The sequence below is a fragment of the Sphingomonas sp. GC_Shp_3 genome (assembly GCF_026540945.1).
Lineage (GTDB): Bacteria > Pseudomonadota > Alphaproteobacteria > Sphingomonadales > Sphingomonadaceae > Sphingomonas.
The window spans coordinates 60,128-76,057 of record NZ_JALNUT010000003.1 but is presented as its reverse complement, the minus strand read 5'-3'; the positions used below and the strand labels follow the sequence as shown (position 1 = coordinate 76,057).

General features: G+C 65.9%; 18 protein-coding genes. 9 read left to right on the top strand and 9 right to left on the bottom strand.

The features are described 5' to 3' along the window. Nucleotides 1-8: 8 nt before the first annotated feature. Nucleotides 9-707 carry an NAD-dependent deacylase gene (locus OXR00_RS09355; RefSeq protein WP_267387990.1) on the top strand — a complete coding sequence of 233 codons (699 nt, stop codon included), beginning with the start codon at nt 9-11 and terminating at the stop codon, nt 705-707. A gap of 11 nt (nt 708-718) precedes the next feature. Continuing rightward, nucleotides 719-1,255: a peroxiredoxin gene (locus OXR00_RS09350; protein ID WP_267387989.1), complete on the top strand. Its 537-nt coding sequence runs from the start codon at nt 719-721 to the stop codon at nt 1,253-1,255. Nucleotides 1,256-1,400: 145 nt separating this feature from the next. Here the strand turns inward: OXR00_RS09350 and OXR00_RS09345 are convergent, their stop codons facing one another. The 7 genes from OXR00_RS09345 to OXR00_RS09315 form a co-directional block, all read right to left on the bottom strand. Further along, nucleotides 1,401-2,066: an HAD hydrolase-like protein gene (locus OXR00_RS09345; RefSeq protein ID WP_267388193.1), complete on the bottom strand. Its 666-nt coding sequence runs from the start codon at nt 2,064-2,066 to the stop codon at nt 1,401-1,403. Nucleotides 2,067-2,071: 5 nt separating this feature from the next. Continuing rightward, entirely contained in the window at nt 2,072-2,551 is a 480-nt protein-coding gene (locus tag OXR00_RS09340; RefSeq protein ID WP_267387988.1) for an EF-hand domain-containing protein, read from the bottom strand. Between the two features lie 149 nt (nt 2,552-2,700). Continuing rightward, nucleotides 2,701-3,756, bottom strand: a complete 1,056-nt coding sequence (gene queA, locus OXR00_RS09335) for a tRNA preQ1(34) S-adenosylmethionine ribosyltransferase-isomerase QueA (RefSeq protein ID WP_267387987.1) — start codon at nt 3,754-3,756, stop codon at nt 2,701-2,703. Between the two features lie 26 nt (nt 3,757-3,782). Then, entirely contained in the window at nt 3,783-4,484 is a 702-nt protein-coding gene (locus tag OXR00_RS09330; RefSeq protein ID WP_242149909.1) for a peptidylprolyl isomerase, read from the bottom strand. An 82-nt stretch (nt 4,485-4,566) separates the two neighbouring features. Next, nucleotides 4,567-5,067: a pantetheine-phosphate adenylyltransferase gene (gene coaD / locus OXR00_RS09325; protein WP_242149912.1), complete on the bottom strand. Its 501-nt coding sequence runs from the start codon at nt 5,065-5,067 to the stop codon at nt 4,567-4,569. A 27-nt stretch (nt 5,068-5,094) separates the two neighbouring features. After that, nucleotides 5,095-6,000 (bottom strand): polyprenyl synthetase family protein, encoded by a 906-nt coding sequence (locus OXR00_RS09320; RefSeq protein WP_267387986.1) that lies wholly within the window; start codon nt 5,998-6,000, stop codon nt 5,095-5,097. After that, nucleotides 6,000-6,239, bottom strand: a complete 240-nt coding sequence (locus OXR00_RS09315) for an exodeoxyribonuclease VII small subunit (RefSeq protein ID WP_242149918.1) — start codon at nt 6,237-6,239, stop codon at nt 6,000-6,002. The genes OXR00_RS09320 and OXR00_RS09315 overlap by 1 nt, the downstream gene beginning before the upstream one ends. Nucleotides 6,240-6,436: 197 nt before the next feature. Between OXR00_RS09315 and OXR00_RS09310 the strand changes: the two genes are divergently transcribed. From OXR00_RS09310 to OXR00_RS09285, 6 genes are all read left to right on the top strand, one after another. Further along, nucleotides 6,437-7,963: an acyl-CoA carboxylase subunit beta gene (locus OXR00_RS09310; RefSeq protein WP_267387985.1), complete on the top strand. Its 1,527-nt coding sequence runs from the start codon at nt 6,437-6,439 to the stop codon at nt 7,961-7,963. A 26-nt stretch (nt 7,964-7,989) separates the two neighbouring features. After that, nucleotides 7,990-10,128 (top strand): methylmalonyl-CoA mutase, encoded by a 2,139-nt coding sequence (gene scpA, locus OXR00_RS09305; protein WP_267387984.1) that lies wholly within the window; start codon nt 7,990-7,992, stop codon nt 10,126-10,128. A gap of 101 nt (nt 10,129-10,229) precedes the next feature. Next, entirely contained in the window at nt 10,230-11,234 is a 1,005-nt protein-coding gene (gene bioB, locus OXR00_RS09300) for a biotin synthase BioB (RefSeq protein WP_267388192.1), read from the top strand. Further along, the gene (locus tag OXR00_RS09295) at nt 11,234-11,566 is read left to right on the top strand and encodes a lysozyme inhibitor LprI family protein (RefSeq protein WP_267387983.1); all 333 of its coding nucleotides are present in this window, start codon (nt 11,234-11,236) and stop codon (nt 11,564-11,566) included. The genes bioB and OXR00_RS09295 overlap by 1 nt, the downstream gene beginning before the upstream one ends. Nucleotides 11,567-11,594: 28 nt before the next feature. Beyond that, on the top strand, nt 11,595-12,005 hold the full coding sequence (locus tag OXR00_RS09290; protein ID WP_242149932.1) for a lysozyme inhibitor LprI family protein: 411 nt from the start codon (nt 11,595-11,597) through the stop codon (nt 12,003-12,005). A 39-nt stretch (nt 12,006-12,044) separates the two neighbouring features. Then, nucleotides 12,045-14,060, top strand: coding sequence for an acetyl/propionyl/methylcrotonyl-CoA carboxylase subunit alpha (locus tag OXR00_RS09285; RefSeq protein WP_267387982.1), 2,016 nt, complete (start codon nt 12,045-12,047; stop codon nt 14,058-14,060). 79 nt (nt 14,061-14,139) lie between these two features. On the opposite strand, the gene OXR00_RS09280 is transcribed toward OXR00_RS09285, so the two are convergent. Both OXR00_RS09280 and OXR00_RS09275 read right to left on the bottom strand, forming a co-directional pair. Continuing rightward, nucleotides 14,140-14,397: a hypothetical protein gene (locus OXR00_RS09280; protein WP_267387981.1), complete on the bottom strand. Its 258-nt coding sequence runs from the start codon at nt 14,395-14,397 to the stop codon at nt 14,140-14,142. Next, nucleotides 14,394-14,570 (bottom strand): DUF4169 family protein, encoded by a 177-nt coding sequence (locus OXR00_RS09275; RefSeq protein ID WP_267387980.1) that lies wholly within the window; start codon nt 14,568-14,570, stop codon nt 14,394-14,396. Before OXR00_RS09275 ends, OXR00_RS09280 begins: the two co-directional genes overlap by 4 nt. 76 nt (nt 14,571-14,646) lie before the next feature. Between OXR00_RS09275 and OXR00_RS09270 the strand changes: the two genes are divergently transcribed. Next, nucleotides 14,647-15,930: an Hsp70 family protein gene (locus tag OXR00_RS09270; protein WP_267387979.1), complete on the top strand. Its 1,284-nt coding sequence runs from the start codon at nt 14,647-14,649 to the stop codon at nt 15,928-15,930.

The following is a 15,930-nucleotide window of genomic DNA, read 5'->3' as shown; positions in this document are numbered from 1 at the left end:
CACACGGCATGGCCAAACCGACCAACATCGTCATCCTCACCGGCGCGGGCGTTTCCGCGGAAAGCGGGATTGCCACCTTTCGCGGGCCGGGTGGCCTTTGGGAAGGGCACCGCATTGAGGATGTCTGCACGCCAGAAGCGCTCGCCCGCGATCCGGTGCTGGTGCACAGGTTTTACGACGCTCGCCGCGCCGCGCTGGCTAACGTAACGCCGAACGCCGCGCACGTCGCGCTTGCGCGGCTCGACGCCGCGTGGCCGGGCGAACTGCTGATCGTTACGCAGAACGTCGATGATCTGCACGAGCGTGCCGGTGCGTCCCGGTTGCTGCACATGCACGGCGAACTGCAATCGGCGCTCTGCGCGGCGTGCGGGGTGCGCACCGAATGGAGCGGCGATCTGCCGCCTGAGGAGGTCTGCCCGAACTGCGACGTCCCCGCGCTGCGGCCCGATATCGTGTTTTTCGGCGAGATGCCGTATGAAATGGACCGGATCGAGCAGGCGCTCGCACACGCGGACCTATTCGTCTCGATTGGTACGTCCGGCGCGGTCTATCCCGCGGCGGGCTTCGTTCAGGGCGCGCGGCATCATGGCGCCGACACGCTCGAACTCAATCTGGAAGCTTCGGCGGGGAGTGCCTATTTCGCCGAGACACGGGCCGGCCCGGCGACGATGCTGGTACCGGCTTGGGTTGACGAGATACTCACCTGAAGGAGACGCGAATGCTTGGACGCACGATACCGGACGTGACCCTGAAGACCCGCGTGCGAGATGAGACGGTGGAGGGGCCGAACCCGTTTCGTTGGCAGGATGTCGGCACGGCCGACCTTTTCGCGGGCAAGCTCATGGTGGTGTTCAGCTTGCCCGGCGCCTTCACCCCGACCTGCTCGACCGAGCAGTGCCCGGCGTTCGAGCGGGATTACGATGCGCTCAAGAAGCTCGGTGCGGATGAGGTATATTGCCTCTCCGTCAACGACGCGTTCGTGATGTATCAGTGGGGTCGTCACCTCGGGCTGGAGAAGGTCAAGCTGTTGCCGGACGGCTCGGGCGATTTCACGCGGCGCATGGGTATGCTGATTCGCAAGGACCATCTCGGCTTCGGTGAGCGGAGCTGGCGCTATGCGATGGTGGTCGACGACGGCAAGATCGTCGGCTGGTTCGAGGAGCCGGGCATCAACGACGCCGGCCTCGACGAGGACCCATATGGCGAGAGCGCACCTGACAAGGTGATCGCCTGGTTAGAGGCGAACCCGAAGTAAGCGGGCGATTGCCAAGGCTGCAAGCGGTGCGCGATGAAACCGTTATCGCGCGCCGCGACGGTTTGCTGTCACGGCCCGAACGCATGGTTCGCTTCGGAGCCGCCGGCGCTGGCGTCTTTACCGACCCATTGCCTGCCAGACCGGCTCAAGTCGCCGGCGGCTCGAAGAAATGATCAAGCACCTCGCTCGGCTGCTCGAATACGACCTCCGGTTCGCAGCCCAGCAATGCCGCGCGATTGGCATAACCCCATAGTACCGCGCCGGCGGCGATGCCGACCTTGTGCGCGGCAGCGATGTCTCGGGTTTCATCGCCGATTGACAGTGCCGCATGACGCGCGATCCGCATGCGCTTCAACACCTTGCGATAGCGCGGCGCCTTGCCGAACAGCGAAGCGCCACATTCGAACATTTCGATACGTTGAGCGAGCGAGCCCAGCACGGCGCGTGCGTTATGCTCGGAATTCGAGGTTACGACCGCGATCCGCACCCCTGCATCGGCCAGCGTGTTGATGACCTCGCTCACGCCTTCGAACAGCGCGATCCGCTCGATCTGCGCGGCGAGCCTTGCGTGAACGTAGCGGCCCATCGCCGGGAGCTTCCAGCGCGGAATGCCGAGGTGCCGGATCACCTCGCGCGTGGTATGGCCGCGTAAACCATCAACCTCGTCAGGCGCGACGCGGCGGAACTTGAACCGGTCGGCAAGGTCGTCGGCAATCGACAGGAACCAATCCCCGCTGTCCGCCAGCGTCCCGTCGAAGTCGAAAATCGCCAGCCGGTACCGCGCGCGGTGCTGGCCGGCGGGGGTGTGCATCTGCTTCACGGCGTGGTCGTGGCGTGGCGCCGCTTGCCGCGCTTGCCCGGCAAGCCGTCGCCCGGCGCGCCGACGCCGCTACGGATCGTCAGCACCTCCGCGCGAGACACGCTGCCGTCGCGGTCATGATCGAGCCGCGTGAAGATCGCGCCGAATCGAGCCTCAAGCTCCGCCAGCGTGATGCGATTGTCGCCATCGGCATCGACCTCGAACGGGCTGGGCAGGGCGTTGCGATCACCAAGCCACTTCAACGCCCAATCGCTATAGTCGATATAGCCGATCGAACCCTTCCGCGCGGCATCCGTCGCCGCGAAGCTTTTGGCAAGGCAGGTGTCGAGTTCGGCGCGGCTGACCAGTGCATCGCCGTTCTGATCGCACGCGGCGATCATCATTCCGACCGGCTCGGCAATGATCGTGGCGAGCGGTTGACGCGCCGGAGGTGTGGCGCCGACCGGCTGTTGCGCCAATGCCGGCATCACCATCATGGCGGTGACGCAGAGTGCGGCGATGCGGTATCGCTGTCGTATCGCTGCACTCCGCGTGAATCGGCAGGCTGGCTTCCCCATAGGGGAACAAGCGTTAGCCGAGATCGCGGCCATGTCGATAGGTGGCATGCTACAATCACGCTTCGCCGTTACGGAAGCAGCAGCGACGCATCCCCGTAGGAATAGAAACGGTAGCCGTTGCCGATGGCATGACCGTAGGCCGCCTGCATCCGCTCCAGCCCCATCAGTGCCGAGACCAGCATGAACAGTGTCGAGCGCGGCAGGTGGAAGTTGGTGAGCAGGCCATCGATGCCTTTGAAAACATACCCCGGCGTAATGAAGATCGCGGTATCACCTTCGAACGGCTGGATGCGGCCGTCACGGTCGGTCGCGCTTTCGATCAGGCGCAGGCTGGTGGTGCCGACCGCGATGATGCGCCCACCGGCCGCTCGCACTGCATTGAGACGGTCTGCGGTGGCAGCGTCGATGCGGCCCCATTCGGCGTGCATGCGGTGTGCGGTGGTATCGTCGACCTTGACCGGCAGGAACGTGCCCGCGCCAACGTGCAGCGTCAGCGTAGCGTGGCCGATGCCGGCGGCGTCGAGCGCCGCCATCAGTGATGGGGTGAAGTGCAACGCTGCGGTCGGCGCCGCGACGGCGCCCTGTTCGGCGGCGAACATCGTCTGATAATCATCCAGATCGCGCGCGTCGGTCGGTCGTTTGGAGGCGATGTACGGTGGCAACGGCATGCGGCCAGCACGTTCCAGCAGCAGTTCAACCGGTTCATCGCCCGCGAACGTCAGCGCGAAGCTGCCGTCCTCCTGTCGTTCGCTCGCCACCGCCGACACATCGTTACCAAAGTCGATCGTTTCGCCGGCCCGGATGCGGCGCGCGTTGCGGATGAAGGCGCGCCAGCGGCGCGGCCCCTCGCGCTTGTGCAGCGTCGCACCGATTTTTGCGCCGGCGCCGCCCTGGTGATTGTCCGGGGCCGCTGCGCGGACGCCTTCGAGTTGCGCTGGAATGACGCGCGTATCATTGAACACCAGCAGATCGCCGGCGCGAAGCTGGGTAGGCAGGTCGGTGACAGAGCGGTCGCGCGTCTCGGCACCGTCGAGCACGAGCAACCGCGCGGAATCGCGTGGCGCGGCAGGGCGCAGTGCAATGCGCTCGGGCGGAAGCGCGAAATCGAACAGATCGACTTTCATGACAATTCGCTAGCGTCGCGCCGACCCTATTGCGCCTTGGCCTTCGGCTTTACTGCGGACGGTGCGCTCATCGTCTTGCTCTTGATCGGGGAGGTGTTGGGCAGGCTCGGCGCGAGCGTGGCGGGTGCGCTGGGTGCAGGCGCGACATAGGCGGGCGGGTGATCCGCAGCGATATAGGCGTGGAGGATACGCGATGGGTTCGCAGGCGGCTCGCCGCGCGTGATCGCGTCGACATATTGCATGCCATCGATCACGCGGCCGAACACCGTGTATTTCTTGTCGAGCGACAGCTTGGGGTCGAACACGATGAAGAACTGGCTGTTGGCGCTGTCCTCCTTTTCCGCGCGCGCGGCCGAGACAGCACCGCGCACATGCGGCAGCCAGTTGAACTCGGCGGGGAGATCCGGAAGCGTGGAGCCGCCGGTCCCGTCACCCTTCGGATCGCCACCCTGCGCCATGAAGCCTTCGATCACGCGGTGGAACGGTAGGCCGTCGTAGAAATGCTGACGGGTCAGTATCTTGACGCGCTCGACCATCTTCGGCGCGGCATCCGGGCGCAGCCAGATGACCACACGGCCACCGGTCGACAGATCGAGATACCACAGGTTCTCAGGATCAGTGACCGAGGGGATCGGCGGGCGGCCGGCGACGGGATCGACCACTTGCGCGGACACCGGGCCACCGACGAGCGCGAGGAGAAATATGACGAGAAGACCAAGAAAACGCATTATTTCCCCGCGAAGGCAGATGGGTGCGACCAAGCGCTTAAAGCAAATCCCGGCTTGCGCCAATCTGAACGACACGCGGCCGTCACGAGCCTTTGCGGCCGATCTTCTCGACCCGCGCGGCAACGTCGCGCGCGATCGCTGGCGGCACAAAACGATCGATCGGGCCACCGTACAGCGCGATTTCCTTGACCAGTCGGCTGGCGATCGGTTGCAGCGAGACGTCCGCCATCAGAAACACCGTCTCGATCCGCGGATTGATCTGCTGGTTCATGCCCGCCATCTGATACTCGTATTCGAAGTCCGCCACCGCGCGCAGGCCGCGCACGATCACGCGCGCGCCTTCGCGCTCGGCGAAGTCCATCAGCAGCGAATCGAAACTGACCACTTGAATATCGCCAGCAAGCGGGGCGACCTCGCGTTCTACCATCGCCATGCGTTCGGCGAGATCGAACATCGGCGATTTGGATGGGTTGGTGGTGACGCCGATGACAAGCCGATCGACCAGCTTCGCGCCGCGTCGGATGATGTCCATATGGCCGAGCGTCACCGGATCGAACGTGCCGGGATAGACGCCAATTCGCATGTCAGGTTCTTTGCCCGGCGCCACCTTTCAACGATCGCGTTCAAGGATGAAGCGTGCGATGTCGCGCAGTAGATCGGCTTCCGGGCCATAGCTTTGCAGGTGCGCGATCGCCTGATCGACCAGCATGCGCGCCTGTTCGCGGGCGCGGTCGAGGCCGAGCAGCGACAGGAACGTCTCCTTGCCCGCATCGCCATCCTTGCCGAGTTTCTTGCCGACCGCCGCCTCATCCCCTTCGACATCGAGAATGTCGTCGGCGATCTGGAAGGCGAGGCCGATATCGCGCGCATAGCCGCGCAGATGTGTGCGGGCCTCAGCCGGCAACCGGCCGAGGATCGCGCCCGCTTCCACCGAGCAGGCGATCAACGCGCCGGTCTTCATCGCCTGCAAACGCGTAATGGTCGGCAGGTCGAAGCTTGCCTTTTCCGCCTCGATATCCATCATCTGCCCACCCGCCATCCCGGCCGGACCGGCCGAGCGCGCGAGATCGAGCACCAACTCGCTGCGTACGAACGGATCAGGGTGCGTCTCGGGATCGGCCAATACCTCGAAGGCGAGCGCGTGTAGCGAATCACCGGCGAGGATCGCGGTCGCCTCGTCGTAGAGCTTGTGGACGGTCGGCTTGCCGCGCCGCATGTCGTCATCATCCATCGACGGCAGGTCGTCGTGGATCAGCGAATAGACGTGGATACACTCGATCGCGAGACCGGCCCGGCCCGCGCAATCGCGGTCGACGCCGAACAGCCGCGACGTGGCATAGGTCAGCAGCGGCCGCAGCCGCTTGCCGCCGCCGATCGCGGCATGGCGCATCGCCGCGTACAGATCCTCGCGCGGATCGCCGGGAAGACTGAGCAACGCATCGAAGCGCGCGTCGATATCGGCACCGACTTCGGCGAGCGCATCGCCTAGCGTGAGAGTGGCAGGCGCGGTCATCATCAGCTCGCGGCGAAGGGTTGAACGGTCACCGGACGCCCCTCGGCATCGAGGCGGATTGCTTCGATACGCGCCTGCGCGGCATCAAGCCGCTCGGCGCAGCGGCGACGCAGCTTGTCGCCGCGCTCATAGAGGCGGATCGCCTCGTCGAGCGGGGCATTGCCGGTCTCAAGCTGCGACACGATGGTTTCGAGTTCGCGCAGCGCGTCTTCGAAACTCAGCTCTTCAATGGGTCGATCCATGGCGTCGCTATGCGCGAGGCAAGTCACAGGGGTCAAGGATTGCTGCGCATCATCTTGCCCGTTGCGCGCCAATACCAGTTTGGTCGCAAGGGTTGTACAGACGATCCCTGCAAGAGTATCCCCCCGCGCAATAGGTTGCGCGACCGCACGAGCAGCTTCATTGCGGGTGCGGAGCGGTGCGCCCGCAGGAGAGCACGATGTCGTCGACGATTACCGAACTCGAACGCAAGCGCGCCGCCGCCCGGGTCGGCGGTGGCGAGAAGCGCATTGCCGCGCAGCACGCCAAGGGCAAGCTGACCGCGCGCGAGCGGCTCGACGTGCTGCTCGACGAGGGATCGTTCGAGGAATACGACATGTTCGTCGAACATAACTGCACCGATTTCGGCATGCAGGACCAGATCGTGCCGGGCGACGGCGTCGTCACCGGATCGGGGACGATCAATGGGCGGCTGGTGTTCGTGTTCTCGCAGGATTTCACCGTGTTCGGCGGCTCGCTGTCGGAGCGGCACGCCACCAAGATCTGCAAGATCATGGACATGGCGATGAAGGTCGGCGCGCCGGTGATCGGCATCAACGATTCGGGCGGTGCGCGCATCCAGGAGGGCGTCGCCAGCCTCGCCGGTTACGCCGAGGTATTCCAGCGCAACGTGCTGGCGTCGGGCGTGGTGCCGCAGCTTTCGCTCATCATGGGGCCATGCGCGGGCGGGGCGGTCTATTCGCCGGCGATGACCGACTTTATCTTCATGGTGAAGGATTCGAGCTATATGTTCGTCACCGGGCCGGACGTGGTGAAGACCGTCACCAACGAGGTCGTCACGCAGGAGGCTCTTGGCGGTGCGATCACGCACACCACAAAGTCTTCGGTCGCCGATCTCGCGCTGGAGGACGATATCGAGACGCTGCTGGCCGCGCGCGACTTCATCGACTTCCTGCCCGCGTCGAACCAGTCGCCGCTGCCCGAGCGGCCCACGTCGGACCCATGGGACCGGATCGAGGACAGCCTCGACACACTGATCCCGGCGTCCGCCAACCAGCCCTACGACATGCACGAGCTGATCCGCAAAACCGTGGACGAGGGCGATTTCTTTGAGGTGCAGCCGGCGCATGCGGGCAACATCCTTACCGGCTTCGGGCGGATCGAGGGGCGCACGGTCGGCATCGTCGCCAACCAGCCGATGGTGCTGGCGGGGTGCCTCGACATCAACTCGTCCAAAAAGGCGGCGCGTTTCGTGCGGTTCTGCGACGCGTTCGAGATTCCGATTGTCACGTTCGTCGACGTGCCGGGCTTCCTGCCAGGGGTGGGGCAGGAGCATTCCGGCATCATCAAGCACGGCGCCAAGCTGCTGTTCGCCTATGCCGAGGCGACCGTGCCGAAGATCACCGTCATCACGCGCAAAGCCTATGGCGGCGCCTACGACGTGATGAGTTCCAAGCACTTGCGCGGTGACCTCAACTACGCCTGGCCGACCGCCGAGATCGCGGTGATGGGCGCGAAGGGTGCGGTCGAGATCATCTTCCGCGGCCTGAACGCGGAAGGCATCGCCGAAAAGACCGCGGAATACGAGGCACGCTTCGCCAACCCGTTCGTCGCGGCGAGCAAGGGCTTCATCGACGAGGTGATCCAGCCGCACTCGACACGGCGGCGGATCGCGCTGGGCCTGCGGAAGCTGCGCGGCAAGGCGCTGGAGAATCCGTGGAAGAAGCACGACAATATTCCGCTTTGACCGTGCGTACCGAACGGAGTGTGCCCGTGACCAATAAACCGACGCTGGACGCATGGTCTGCCGCTTCCGCCAAGGAGGTGAAGGGCAAGGATCTCACTTGGCCAACGCCCGAGGGAATCGCGGTCAAACCGCTCTACACCGCCGAGGATGTGGCAGACCTCGACCCCGGCCTGCCCGGTTTTGCGCCGTTCACGCGTGGCGTGCGCGCCTCGATGTATGCCGGGCGGCCGTGGACGATTCGCCAATACGCCGGCTTCTCCACCGCCGAGGCATCGAACGCTTTTTACCACCGCAACCTCAAGGCCGGGCAGAAGGGTCTGTCGGTCGCGTTCGATCTTGCCACGCACCGCGGCTACGACAGCGACCATCCGCGTGTGACCGGCGATGTCGGCAAGGCCGGCGTGGCGATCGACACGATCGACGACATGAAGATCCTGTTCGACGGCATTCCGCTCGATCAGATGTCGGTCTCGATGACGATGAACGGCGCTGTGATCCCGATCCTCGCCTTCTTCATCGTCGCCGGCGAGGAGCAGGGCGTGGCGCGCCACCTGCTCGACGGGACCATCCAGAACGACATCCTTAAGGAGTTCATGGTCCGCAACACCTATATCTACCCGCCCGAGCCGAGCATGCGGATCATCTCGGACATCTTCGGCTACACCAGCCGCGAGATGCCCAAGTTCAACAGCATCTCGATCAGCGGCTATCACATGCAAGAAGCCGGTGCGACGCAGGTGCAGGAGCTTGCCTTCACCATCGCCGACGGCATGGAATATGTGAAATATGGCGTCGCTTCCGGTTTAGATATCGACAAGTTCGCCGGGCGGCTGTCGTTCTTCTTCGCGATCGGCATGAACTTCTTCATGGAGATCGCCAAGCTGCGCGCCGCGCGCGTGCTGTGGCACCGCGCGATGACGCAACTGGGCGCGCAGGACGAACGCTCCAAGATGTTGCGCACGCACTGCCAGACTTCGGGCGTGTCGCTCACCGAGCAGGACCCCTACAACAACGTCATGCGCACCACGATCGAGGCGATGGCGGCGATGCTGGGCGGCACTCAGAGCCTCCACACCAACGCGCTCGACGAGGCGATCGCGCTGCCGACCGACTTCTCCGCGCGCATCGCCCGCAACACGCAGATCGTGCTGCAGGAAGAGACGGGGATGACCAAAGTGGTCGATCCGCTCGGCGGCAGTTATTACGTCGAAAGCCTGACGCAGCAACTGGTCGACGCCGCGTGGGAGATCATCGAGCGCGTGCAGGCCGAAGGCGGCATGGCCAAGGCGGTCGCGGCGGGCTGGCCCAAGGGCATGATCGAGGAGGCGAGCGCCGGCCGCGCCGCGCGGGTCGATCGTGGTGAGGACGTGATCGTCGGCGTCAACAAATACAAATTGGCGGAGGAAGACCCGATTGACATCCTCGACGTCGATAACGTGGCGGTGCGCGAGGCGCAGATCGCCCGCATCGCGCGCGTAAAGGCCGGGCGCGACGCGGCGGCGTGTCAGGCGACGCTCGATGCGCTGCGCGAGGGCGCGCGGGGAAGTGCCAATTTGCTCGAACTCGCGGTCGAGTGCGCCCGTGCCCGCGCCACGCTGGGCGAGATAAGCCAGGCGATGGAGGATGTGTTCGGCCGCTACGACACCAAGCCGACGCCGGTCTCCGGTGTTTACGGCGGCGCGTACGGGGAGGATGCCCAGTGGCAGGGGCTGAAAGACGGTGTCGGCTCCATTAGCCGCGCCAAGGGCCGTGCGCCGCGCATGCTCGTCGCCAAGATGGGGCAGGACGGGCATGATCGTGGCGCCAACCTCGTCTCCTCCGCATTCGGCGATCTGGGGTTCGAGGTGGTACCGGGGCCGCTGTTCCAGACGCCGAAGGAGGCGGCCGATCTCGCCATCGCCTCCGACGTGGACGTGGTCGGCGCGTCCAGCCTCGCCGCCGGGCACAAGACGCTGATCCCCGAGCTGATCGGCCACCTGCGCGAGGCGGGTCGCACCGACATAAAGGTGATCGCCGGCGGCGTGATCCCCGCGCAGGATTATCAGGTGTTGCGCGATGCCGGCGTGCAGGGGATTTTCGGCCCCGGCACGAATCTGGTGGACGCGGCCGGCGAGGTGTTGAAATTGCTGGGTCATAACATGCCCCCTGTCGAGGAAGTCGCGTAATGAGTTTGGACCTCATCCCCGGTGCCGCTGCCGACGCAGCCGCCCACAGCCATGACGATGGCGTGCATGCCGCCCCGTCGCCCGCTGGACGGCCTGGCGACGTGCGTACCGACTGGACGCGGGCGGAGATCGCCGAGCTGTTCGCGCTGCCGTTCGACGAACTAATGTTCCGCGCGCAGACCGTCCATCGCGCGCACCATGCGCCCTCGCAAGTGCAGCTCTGCACGCTCCTGTCGATCAAGACCGGTGGCTGCCCGGAGGATTGCGGCTATTGCAACCAGTCCGCCAGCGCCGAGACCGAGCTGAAGGCGTCGAAGCTGATGGACGTTCGCTCCGTCCTGCAATCCGCCGCACAGGCGAAGGATGCCGGCTCGCAGCGGTTCTGCATGGGTGCCGCATGGCGCAACCCCAAGGACAAGGACATGCCCGCTATCATCGAGATGGTGCGCGGCGTACGCCAGATGGGGATGGAAACCTGTATGACGCTCGGCATGCTGACCCCGACCCAGGCCGATCAGCTCGCCGAGGCGGGGCTGGATTACTACAACCACAACATCGACACCTCGCCCGAGAAATATGGCGAAGTCATCACCACGCGCACCTTCCAAGACCGGCTCGATACGCTGGAAAACGTGCGCGAGGCGGGCATCAACGTGTGCTGCGGCGGTATCGTCGGCATGGGTGAGACGCGCGGCGACCGCGTCGGCTTCGTCCACGCGCTCGCCACGCTGCCGCGTCATCCGGAGAGCGTGCCGGTCAACGCACTCGTGCCGGTGAAGGGCACCGTGCTCGGCGACATGCTCGCCGACACGCCGCTCGCCAAGATCGACGATATCGAGTTCGTCCGCACCGTCGCGGTCGCGCGCATCACCATGCCGCTGAGCATGGTGCGCCTCTCCGCCGGGCGCGAAAGCATGTCGGAAGCGACGCAGGCGCTGTGCTTCATGGCGGGCGCGAACTCGATCTTCACCGGCGACCGGCTGCTCACCACCGGCAATCGCGGCGACAGCGCGGATGCTGTGTTGTTCGAAAAGCTCGGGCTGACCGCGATGCAGGGCGAGGAGCCGGCCCGCGCCGGCAAACCGGACGCTGCGCGATGCTGCTGATGATGCTGGCCCTCACCGCCGATCCGTGCGCCAGCGCGATGACGCAGACCGCGATGAACCAGTGCGCCGGCGCGAGCCACGCCCGCGCGGATGCGGCGATGAACCGGCAGTGGCAGGTCGCCTATGCCCGTGCCAAGCGCGGCGGGGCGGCCTATGCCGCGACCGTTCTCGTTGCGCAGCGTGCCTGGCTCAAGTTCCGCGACGCCGAGTGCAAGGCGGAGGGTGACAAATACCAGGGCGGCTCGATGCAGCCGCTGGCGGTGCAGAACTGCCTCGCCAGCGTAACCGAGGCGCGCACCAGGCAGCTTCAGATCGTGGCGTCGGAACAATGAGCATGCGGGTTGGATCGCGGCGTCTGCCATGCTGATCGCGCTGCTGCTCGCCGCCGCGACGCCAGCGCCGCACGCCACGGCCACGCCGCATCCCAAAGCCTCGCCTGCGCCTAAGGCGACGCCGACACCCGGCCCGCTCACCAAGGCGGCGCTGGAGCAACTCGAGCACGCCGAGTCGGCGCTAGCCGGGCAGTGGAAGATCACCAACGCCTTCATGGCCGGCAAAGACGCGCAGGATCACGCGCGCAGCCACTTCGCCTACGCGGCGGCGTTGCTCGACAGCCAGAAGGCGTGGCGGACGTATCGTGCTGCGGCCTGCCGGGTCGAGGGTGGGGTGCACGCCGGTGATGTGCGGCAGCCGCTCATCGTCGCGCAGTGCAAGACCGCGCTGACCAACGCGCGGCGCCTGCAGCTCAAAGGGCTGATGGCGAGCGAATGAGACGCGGCGCTCACGAAACACAAGAATAGGCGAGGAACGATGTTCAAGAAAATTCTGGTCGCCAATCGTGGCGAGATCGCCTGCCGCGTGATGCGCACCGCCAAGGCGATGGGCATCGCCACCGTCGCGGTCTATTCCGATGCGGACGCCCGCGCGCCGCATGTGCTGATGGCGGACGAGGCGGTGCGCCTCGGGCCGGCGCCGGCGGCGGAGAGCTATCTCAAGGCCGAACTGATCCTGCTCGCCGCGCGCGAGACCGGCGCGGATTGCATCCATCCCGGCTACGGCTTCTTGTCCGAACGCGAGAGCTTCGCGCGCGCCTGTGCCGAGGCCGGCATCGCCTTCGTCGGCCCTCCACCCAAAGCCATCGCCGCGATGGGCGACAAGATCGAATCGAAGAAACTCGCCAAGGCCGCAGGCGTCAACGTCGTGCCCGGTTTCCTCGGCGAGATCGCCGATACCGACGAGGCGGTGAGGATTGCCGGGGAGATCGGCTATCCGGTGATGATGAAGGCGTCGGCCGGCGGCGGCGGCAAGGGCATGCGCCTCGCCTATAGCGAGCAGGACGTGCGCGAAGGCTTCGAGGCGACCAAGCGCGAAGGCCTCGCCAGCTTCGGCGACGATCGCGTCTTCATCGAGAAGTTCATCGAAAGTCCACGCCACATCGAAATCCAGGTGATGGGCGATCAACACGGCAACATCGTCTATCTCGGCGAGCGGGAGTGCTCGATCCAGCGCCGCCACCAGAAGGTGGTAGAGGAAGCGCCATCGCCGTTCGTCACCCCGGCGATGCGCAAGAGCATGGGCGAGCAGGCGGTCGCGCTCGCCCGCGCGGTCGGTTATTATAGCGCGGGCACGGTCGAGCTGATCGTGTCGGGCGCGGATACGACGGGGCAGGGCTTCTACTTCCTCGAGATGAACACCCGGCTTCAGGTCGAACACCCCGTTACCGAGGCGGTGACCGGGCTCGATCTGGTCGAACTGATGATCCGCGTCGCCGCCGGTGAGGCGTTGCCGTTTACGCAGGCCGAGGTGACGCTGACCGGATGGGCGATCGAGAACCGCGTCTACGCCGAGGACCCGTATCGCGGCTTCCTGCCCTCGATCGGGCGGCTGGTGCATTACGATCCGCCCGAGGACGAACGCCCGGACTATGGCTGGGTTGCGACCGGTGCTCCTTATGTCCGCGTCGACGACGGCGTGCGCGAGGGCGGCGAGGTCAGCATGTTCTACGATCCGATGATCGCCAAGCTCATCACCCACGCCGATACGCGGATCGAGGCGATCGACCTGCAGATCGCCGCGCTCGATCGGTTCGAAATCTCCGGGCCGGGCAACAATCTCGATTTCCTGTCGGCGCTGATGCAGCACGATCGCTTCCGCAGCGGCAACATCACGACGGGCTTCATCGCCGAGGAATATCCGGACGGCTTCACCGGCGCACCCGCCGCACCCGAACTGCTCGCCCAACTGGCGGCGGTGGCGGCGTTCGCAGCGACGGCGGAGGCGGACCGCGCGCGCCGTACCGACGGCCAACTCGGCCGCCGGCTCGATCCGCCCGCCGATTGGGTGGTGCGGATCGCGGGCGCGGACCATGCCGTGTCGTTGTCGGAAGACAACATCACCGTCGACGGTGCCGACGTCGACATCGCGATGGAATATACACCGGGCGACCGCGTGATCGACGCGGAGATCGACGACACGCCGTTGTTCGTGAAGATCGCCCGCACGCGCACCGGCTTCCGCCTTAACGCGCGTGGCGCCATCCACATCGCGCGCGTGCTGCCCGCGCATGTCGCGCCTTATGCCGAGCACCTGCTGGTGAAGGTGCCGCCGGATCTCTCGAAGTTCCTGCTCTGCCCGATGCCCGGGCTGCTCCAGAAGCTGTATGTGGGCGAGGGCGACAAGGTCGAGGCGGGCCAGCCGCTCGCCGTGGTCGAGGCGATGAAGATGGAGAACATCCTGCGCGCCGAGAAGGCAGGCGTGGTGAAGACGGTCAGCGCGTCACCGGGCGACAGCCTCGCGGTCGACGCGGTGATCCTGGAGATGGCGTAAACCAAGCCGTTCGTACGAGCGAAGCCGAAACCCCTCGCGCAACGTGCAAGGCCCGTCGCTTGGCACGAACGGATCTGTGTTATTCCTCCGCCCGCTCCTGCATCTCCATCAGCGTGCGCGCCGCGTCCCGGTCCGCCGCATTCTTGAACGCCACGTCGAGATCGGGCGCGACGCCGAGCATCTGCATCAGCGCCCACATGCCGAACCGCCGTCCGCGATCGCGCTCCAGTCCGAACTCGACACGCAGCCGCTCCGCGCCCGCTTGCAACACCGCCGGAGACACCGCGTCCAGATCGTCGGTGCCGAAATAGCGCAAGAACAGATCGTCGAGCTTCATTCCTCGCGCCGCGCGCCGTCGAGTGTGCGCTCGCGCCGCTCCGCCTCGGCATGATCCGCTGCCTTTTGCGCCGGCGTACGGCCATGCAGCGCGCGGTTCTGCGCGGCGGTGGCGGCGGTGCCTGCGCGCGCTTTCGCCTTGCGCGCGGTGCGAAGGTTGATGATCTCGGCCATGTCCGTCTGTAACACCCTTGCGTTTCGCGCGCCAACCGGCTTAGCCCGCCCGCCGGCCCCGACGACGAGGAACTCCATGCACGATGCGATCGGCCTCGATTTCGGCACCACCAACAGCGTCGTCGCGCGCGTCGGCGCGGATGGGCAGCCGCACCTGATCGACTTCGCCGCGCCGGGCGAGACCAGCGCGGTGTTCCGCTCGGCGCTGTGTTTCTACGAGGATGACAGCGGACGCGGCCTTGCCTGCGAAGCGGGGCCGTGGGCGATTGCGGAATATCTCGAATTTCCGCAAGGCAGCCGGTTCCTGCAATCGTTCAAATCGGTCGCGGCATCGGCGACGTTCGAACACGCCTCGATCTTCGACAAGCGTATGCGGTTCGAGGAACTAGGCCGGCTGTTCCTTGCCAAGCTCGCCAGCCACACTGGCGGTGCGCTTGCCAAACCGCCGCAGCGCGTGGTGGTCGGCCGTCCGGTGCATTACGCCGGCGGACGCCCGGACGAGGCGCTGGCCCGGCAACGCTATGACGCGATGTTCGCGGGGTTCGGCGCGGAGATCCACTACGTCTACGAACCGCTCGGCGCGGCGTTCACATATGCCGCACGGGTCGAGGATGCCGCGACGATCCTGGTGGCGGATTTCGGCGGCGGCACCAGCGATTTCTCGGTGGTGCGGGTGGCGCCGCCGGGCGCGCCGAAACGCTGCACGCCGCTTGGCCACGCCGGCATCGGCATCGCCGGGGACCAGTTCGATTCGCGCATCGTCGACAAGCTGGTGCTGCCGATCCTCGGCTACGGCGGGCTGTACCGATCGTTCGACAAGCAGCTTGAAATCCCGCGCGGCTATTTCGCCGACTTCAACGATTGGTCGCGGCTCGCGTTGATGCGCAACCGCCGCACGCTGGAGGAACTGCACAAGCTGCAGAAGAACGCGCTCGACCCGGAGGCGATCGGCCGGATGATCGCGATCATCGAGGAGGAGCAGGGTTATCGCCTATACGACGCGGTCGGCCGGTTGAAGCGCGCGCTGTCGGGCGCGGACGAAGCCGAATTTCACTTCAATGGCGAGGGCGTCAAGATTGACGCGACCGTCACCCGCGCGCAGTTCGAGGGCTGGATCGCCGACGATCTCGCGCGAATGGCGGCGACGGTGGACCGCGCGCTGTCGCAAGCCAGTGTGGATGAGGCCGGCATCGACCGCGTGTTCCTGACCGGCGGCACCTCGCTGATCCCGGCGGTGCGCGCGCTGTTCACGCAGCGGTTTGGGGAGGACCGCATCGCATCGGGCGGCGAGCTCACCTCGATCGCGAGCGGCCTCGCGCTGATCGGGCAGGAGGATGACGTCGCCGCTTGGGCGGTCTGA

Coding starts and splice junctions, on each gene's coding strand:
- OXR00_RS09355 (WP_267387990.1), top strand. CDS start 9: ATGGCCAAACCGACCAACATCGTCATCCTCACCGGCGCGGGCGTTTCC.
- OXR00_RS09350 (WP_267387989.1), top strand. CDS start 719: ATGCTTGGACGCACGATACCGGACGTGACCCTGAAGACCCGCGTGCGA.
- OXR00_RS09345 (WP_267388193.1), bottom strand. CDS start 2,066: ATGCACACCCCCGCCGGCCAGCACCGCGCGCGGTACCGGCTGGCGATT.
- OXR00_RS09340 (WP_267387988.1), bottom strand. CDS start 2,551: ATGATGGTGATGCCGGCATTGGCGCAACAGCCGGTCGGCGCCACACCT.
- queA (WP_267387987.1), bottom strand. CDS start 3,756: ATGAAAGTCGATCTGTTCGATTTCGCGCTTCCGCCCGAGCGCATTGCA.
- OXR00_RS09330 (WP_242149909.1), bottom strand. CDS start 4,484: ATGCGTTTTCTTGGTCTTCTCGTCATATTTCTCCTCGCGCTCGTCGGT.
- coaD (WP_242149912.1), bottom strand. CDS start 5,067: ATGCGAATTGGCGTCTATCCCGGCACGTTCGATCCGGTGACGCTCGGC.
- OXR00_RS09320 (WP_267387986.1), bottom strand. CDS start 6,000: ATGATGACCGCGCCTGCCACTCTCACGCTAGGCGATGCGCTCGCCGAA.
- OXR00_RS09315 (WP_242149918.1), bottom strand. CDS start 6,239: ATGGATCGACCCATTGAAGAGCTGAGTTTCGAAGACGCGCTGCGCGAA.
- OXR00_RS09310 (WP_267387985.1), top strand. CDS start 6,437: ATGTCGTCGACGATTACCGAACTCGAACGCAAGCGCGCCGCCGCCCGG.
- OXR00_RS09295 (WP_267387983.1), top strand. CDS start 11,234: ATGATGCTGGCCCTCACCGCCGATCCGTGCGCCAGCGCGATGACGCAG.
- OXR00_RS09290 (WP_242149932.1), top strand. CDS start 11,595: ATGCTGATCGCGCTGCTGCTCGCCGCCGCGACGCCAGCGCCGCACGCC.
- OXR00_RS09285 (WP_267387982.1), top strand. CDS start 12,045: ATGTTCAAGAAAATTCTGGTCGCCAATCGTGGCGAGATCGCCTGCCGC.
- OXR00_RS09280 (WP_267387981.1), bottom strand. CDS start 14,397: ATGAAGCTCGACGATCTGTTCTTGCGCTATTTCGGCACCGACGATCTG.
- OXR00_RS09275 (WP_267387980.1), bottom strand. CDS start 14,570: ATGGCCGAGATCATCAACCTTCGCACCGCGCGCAAGGCGAAAGCGCGC.
- OXR00_RS09270 (WP_267387979.1), top strand. CDS start 14,647: ATGCACGATGCGATCGGCCTCGATTTCGGCACCACCAACAGCGTCGTC.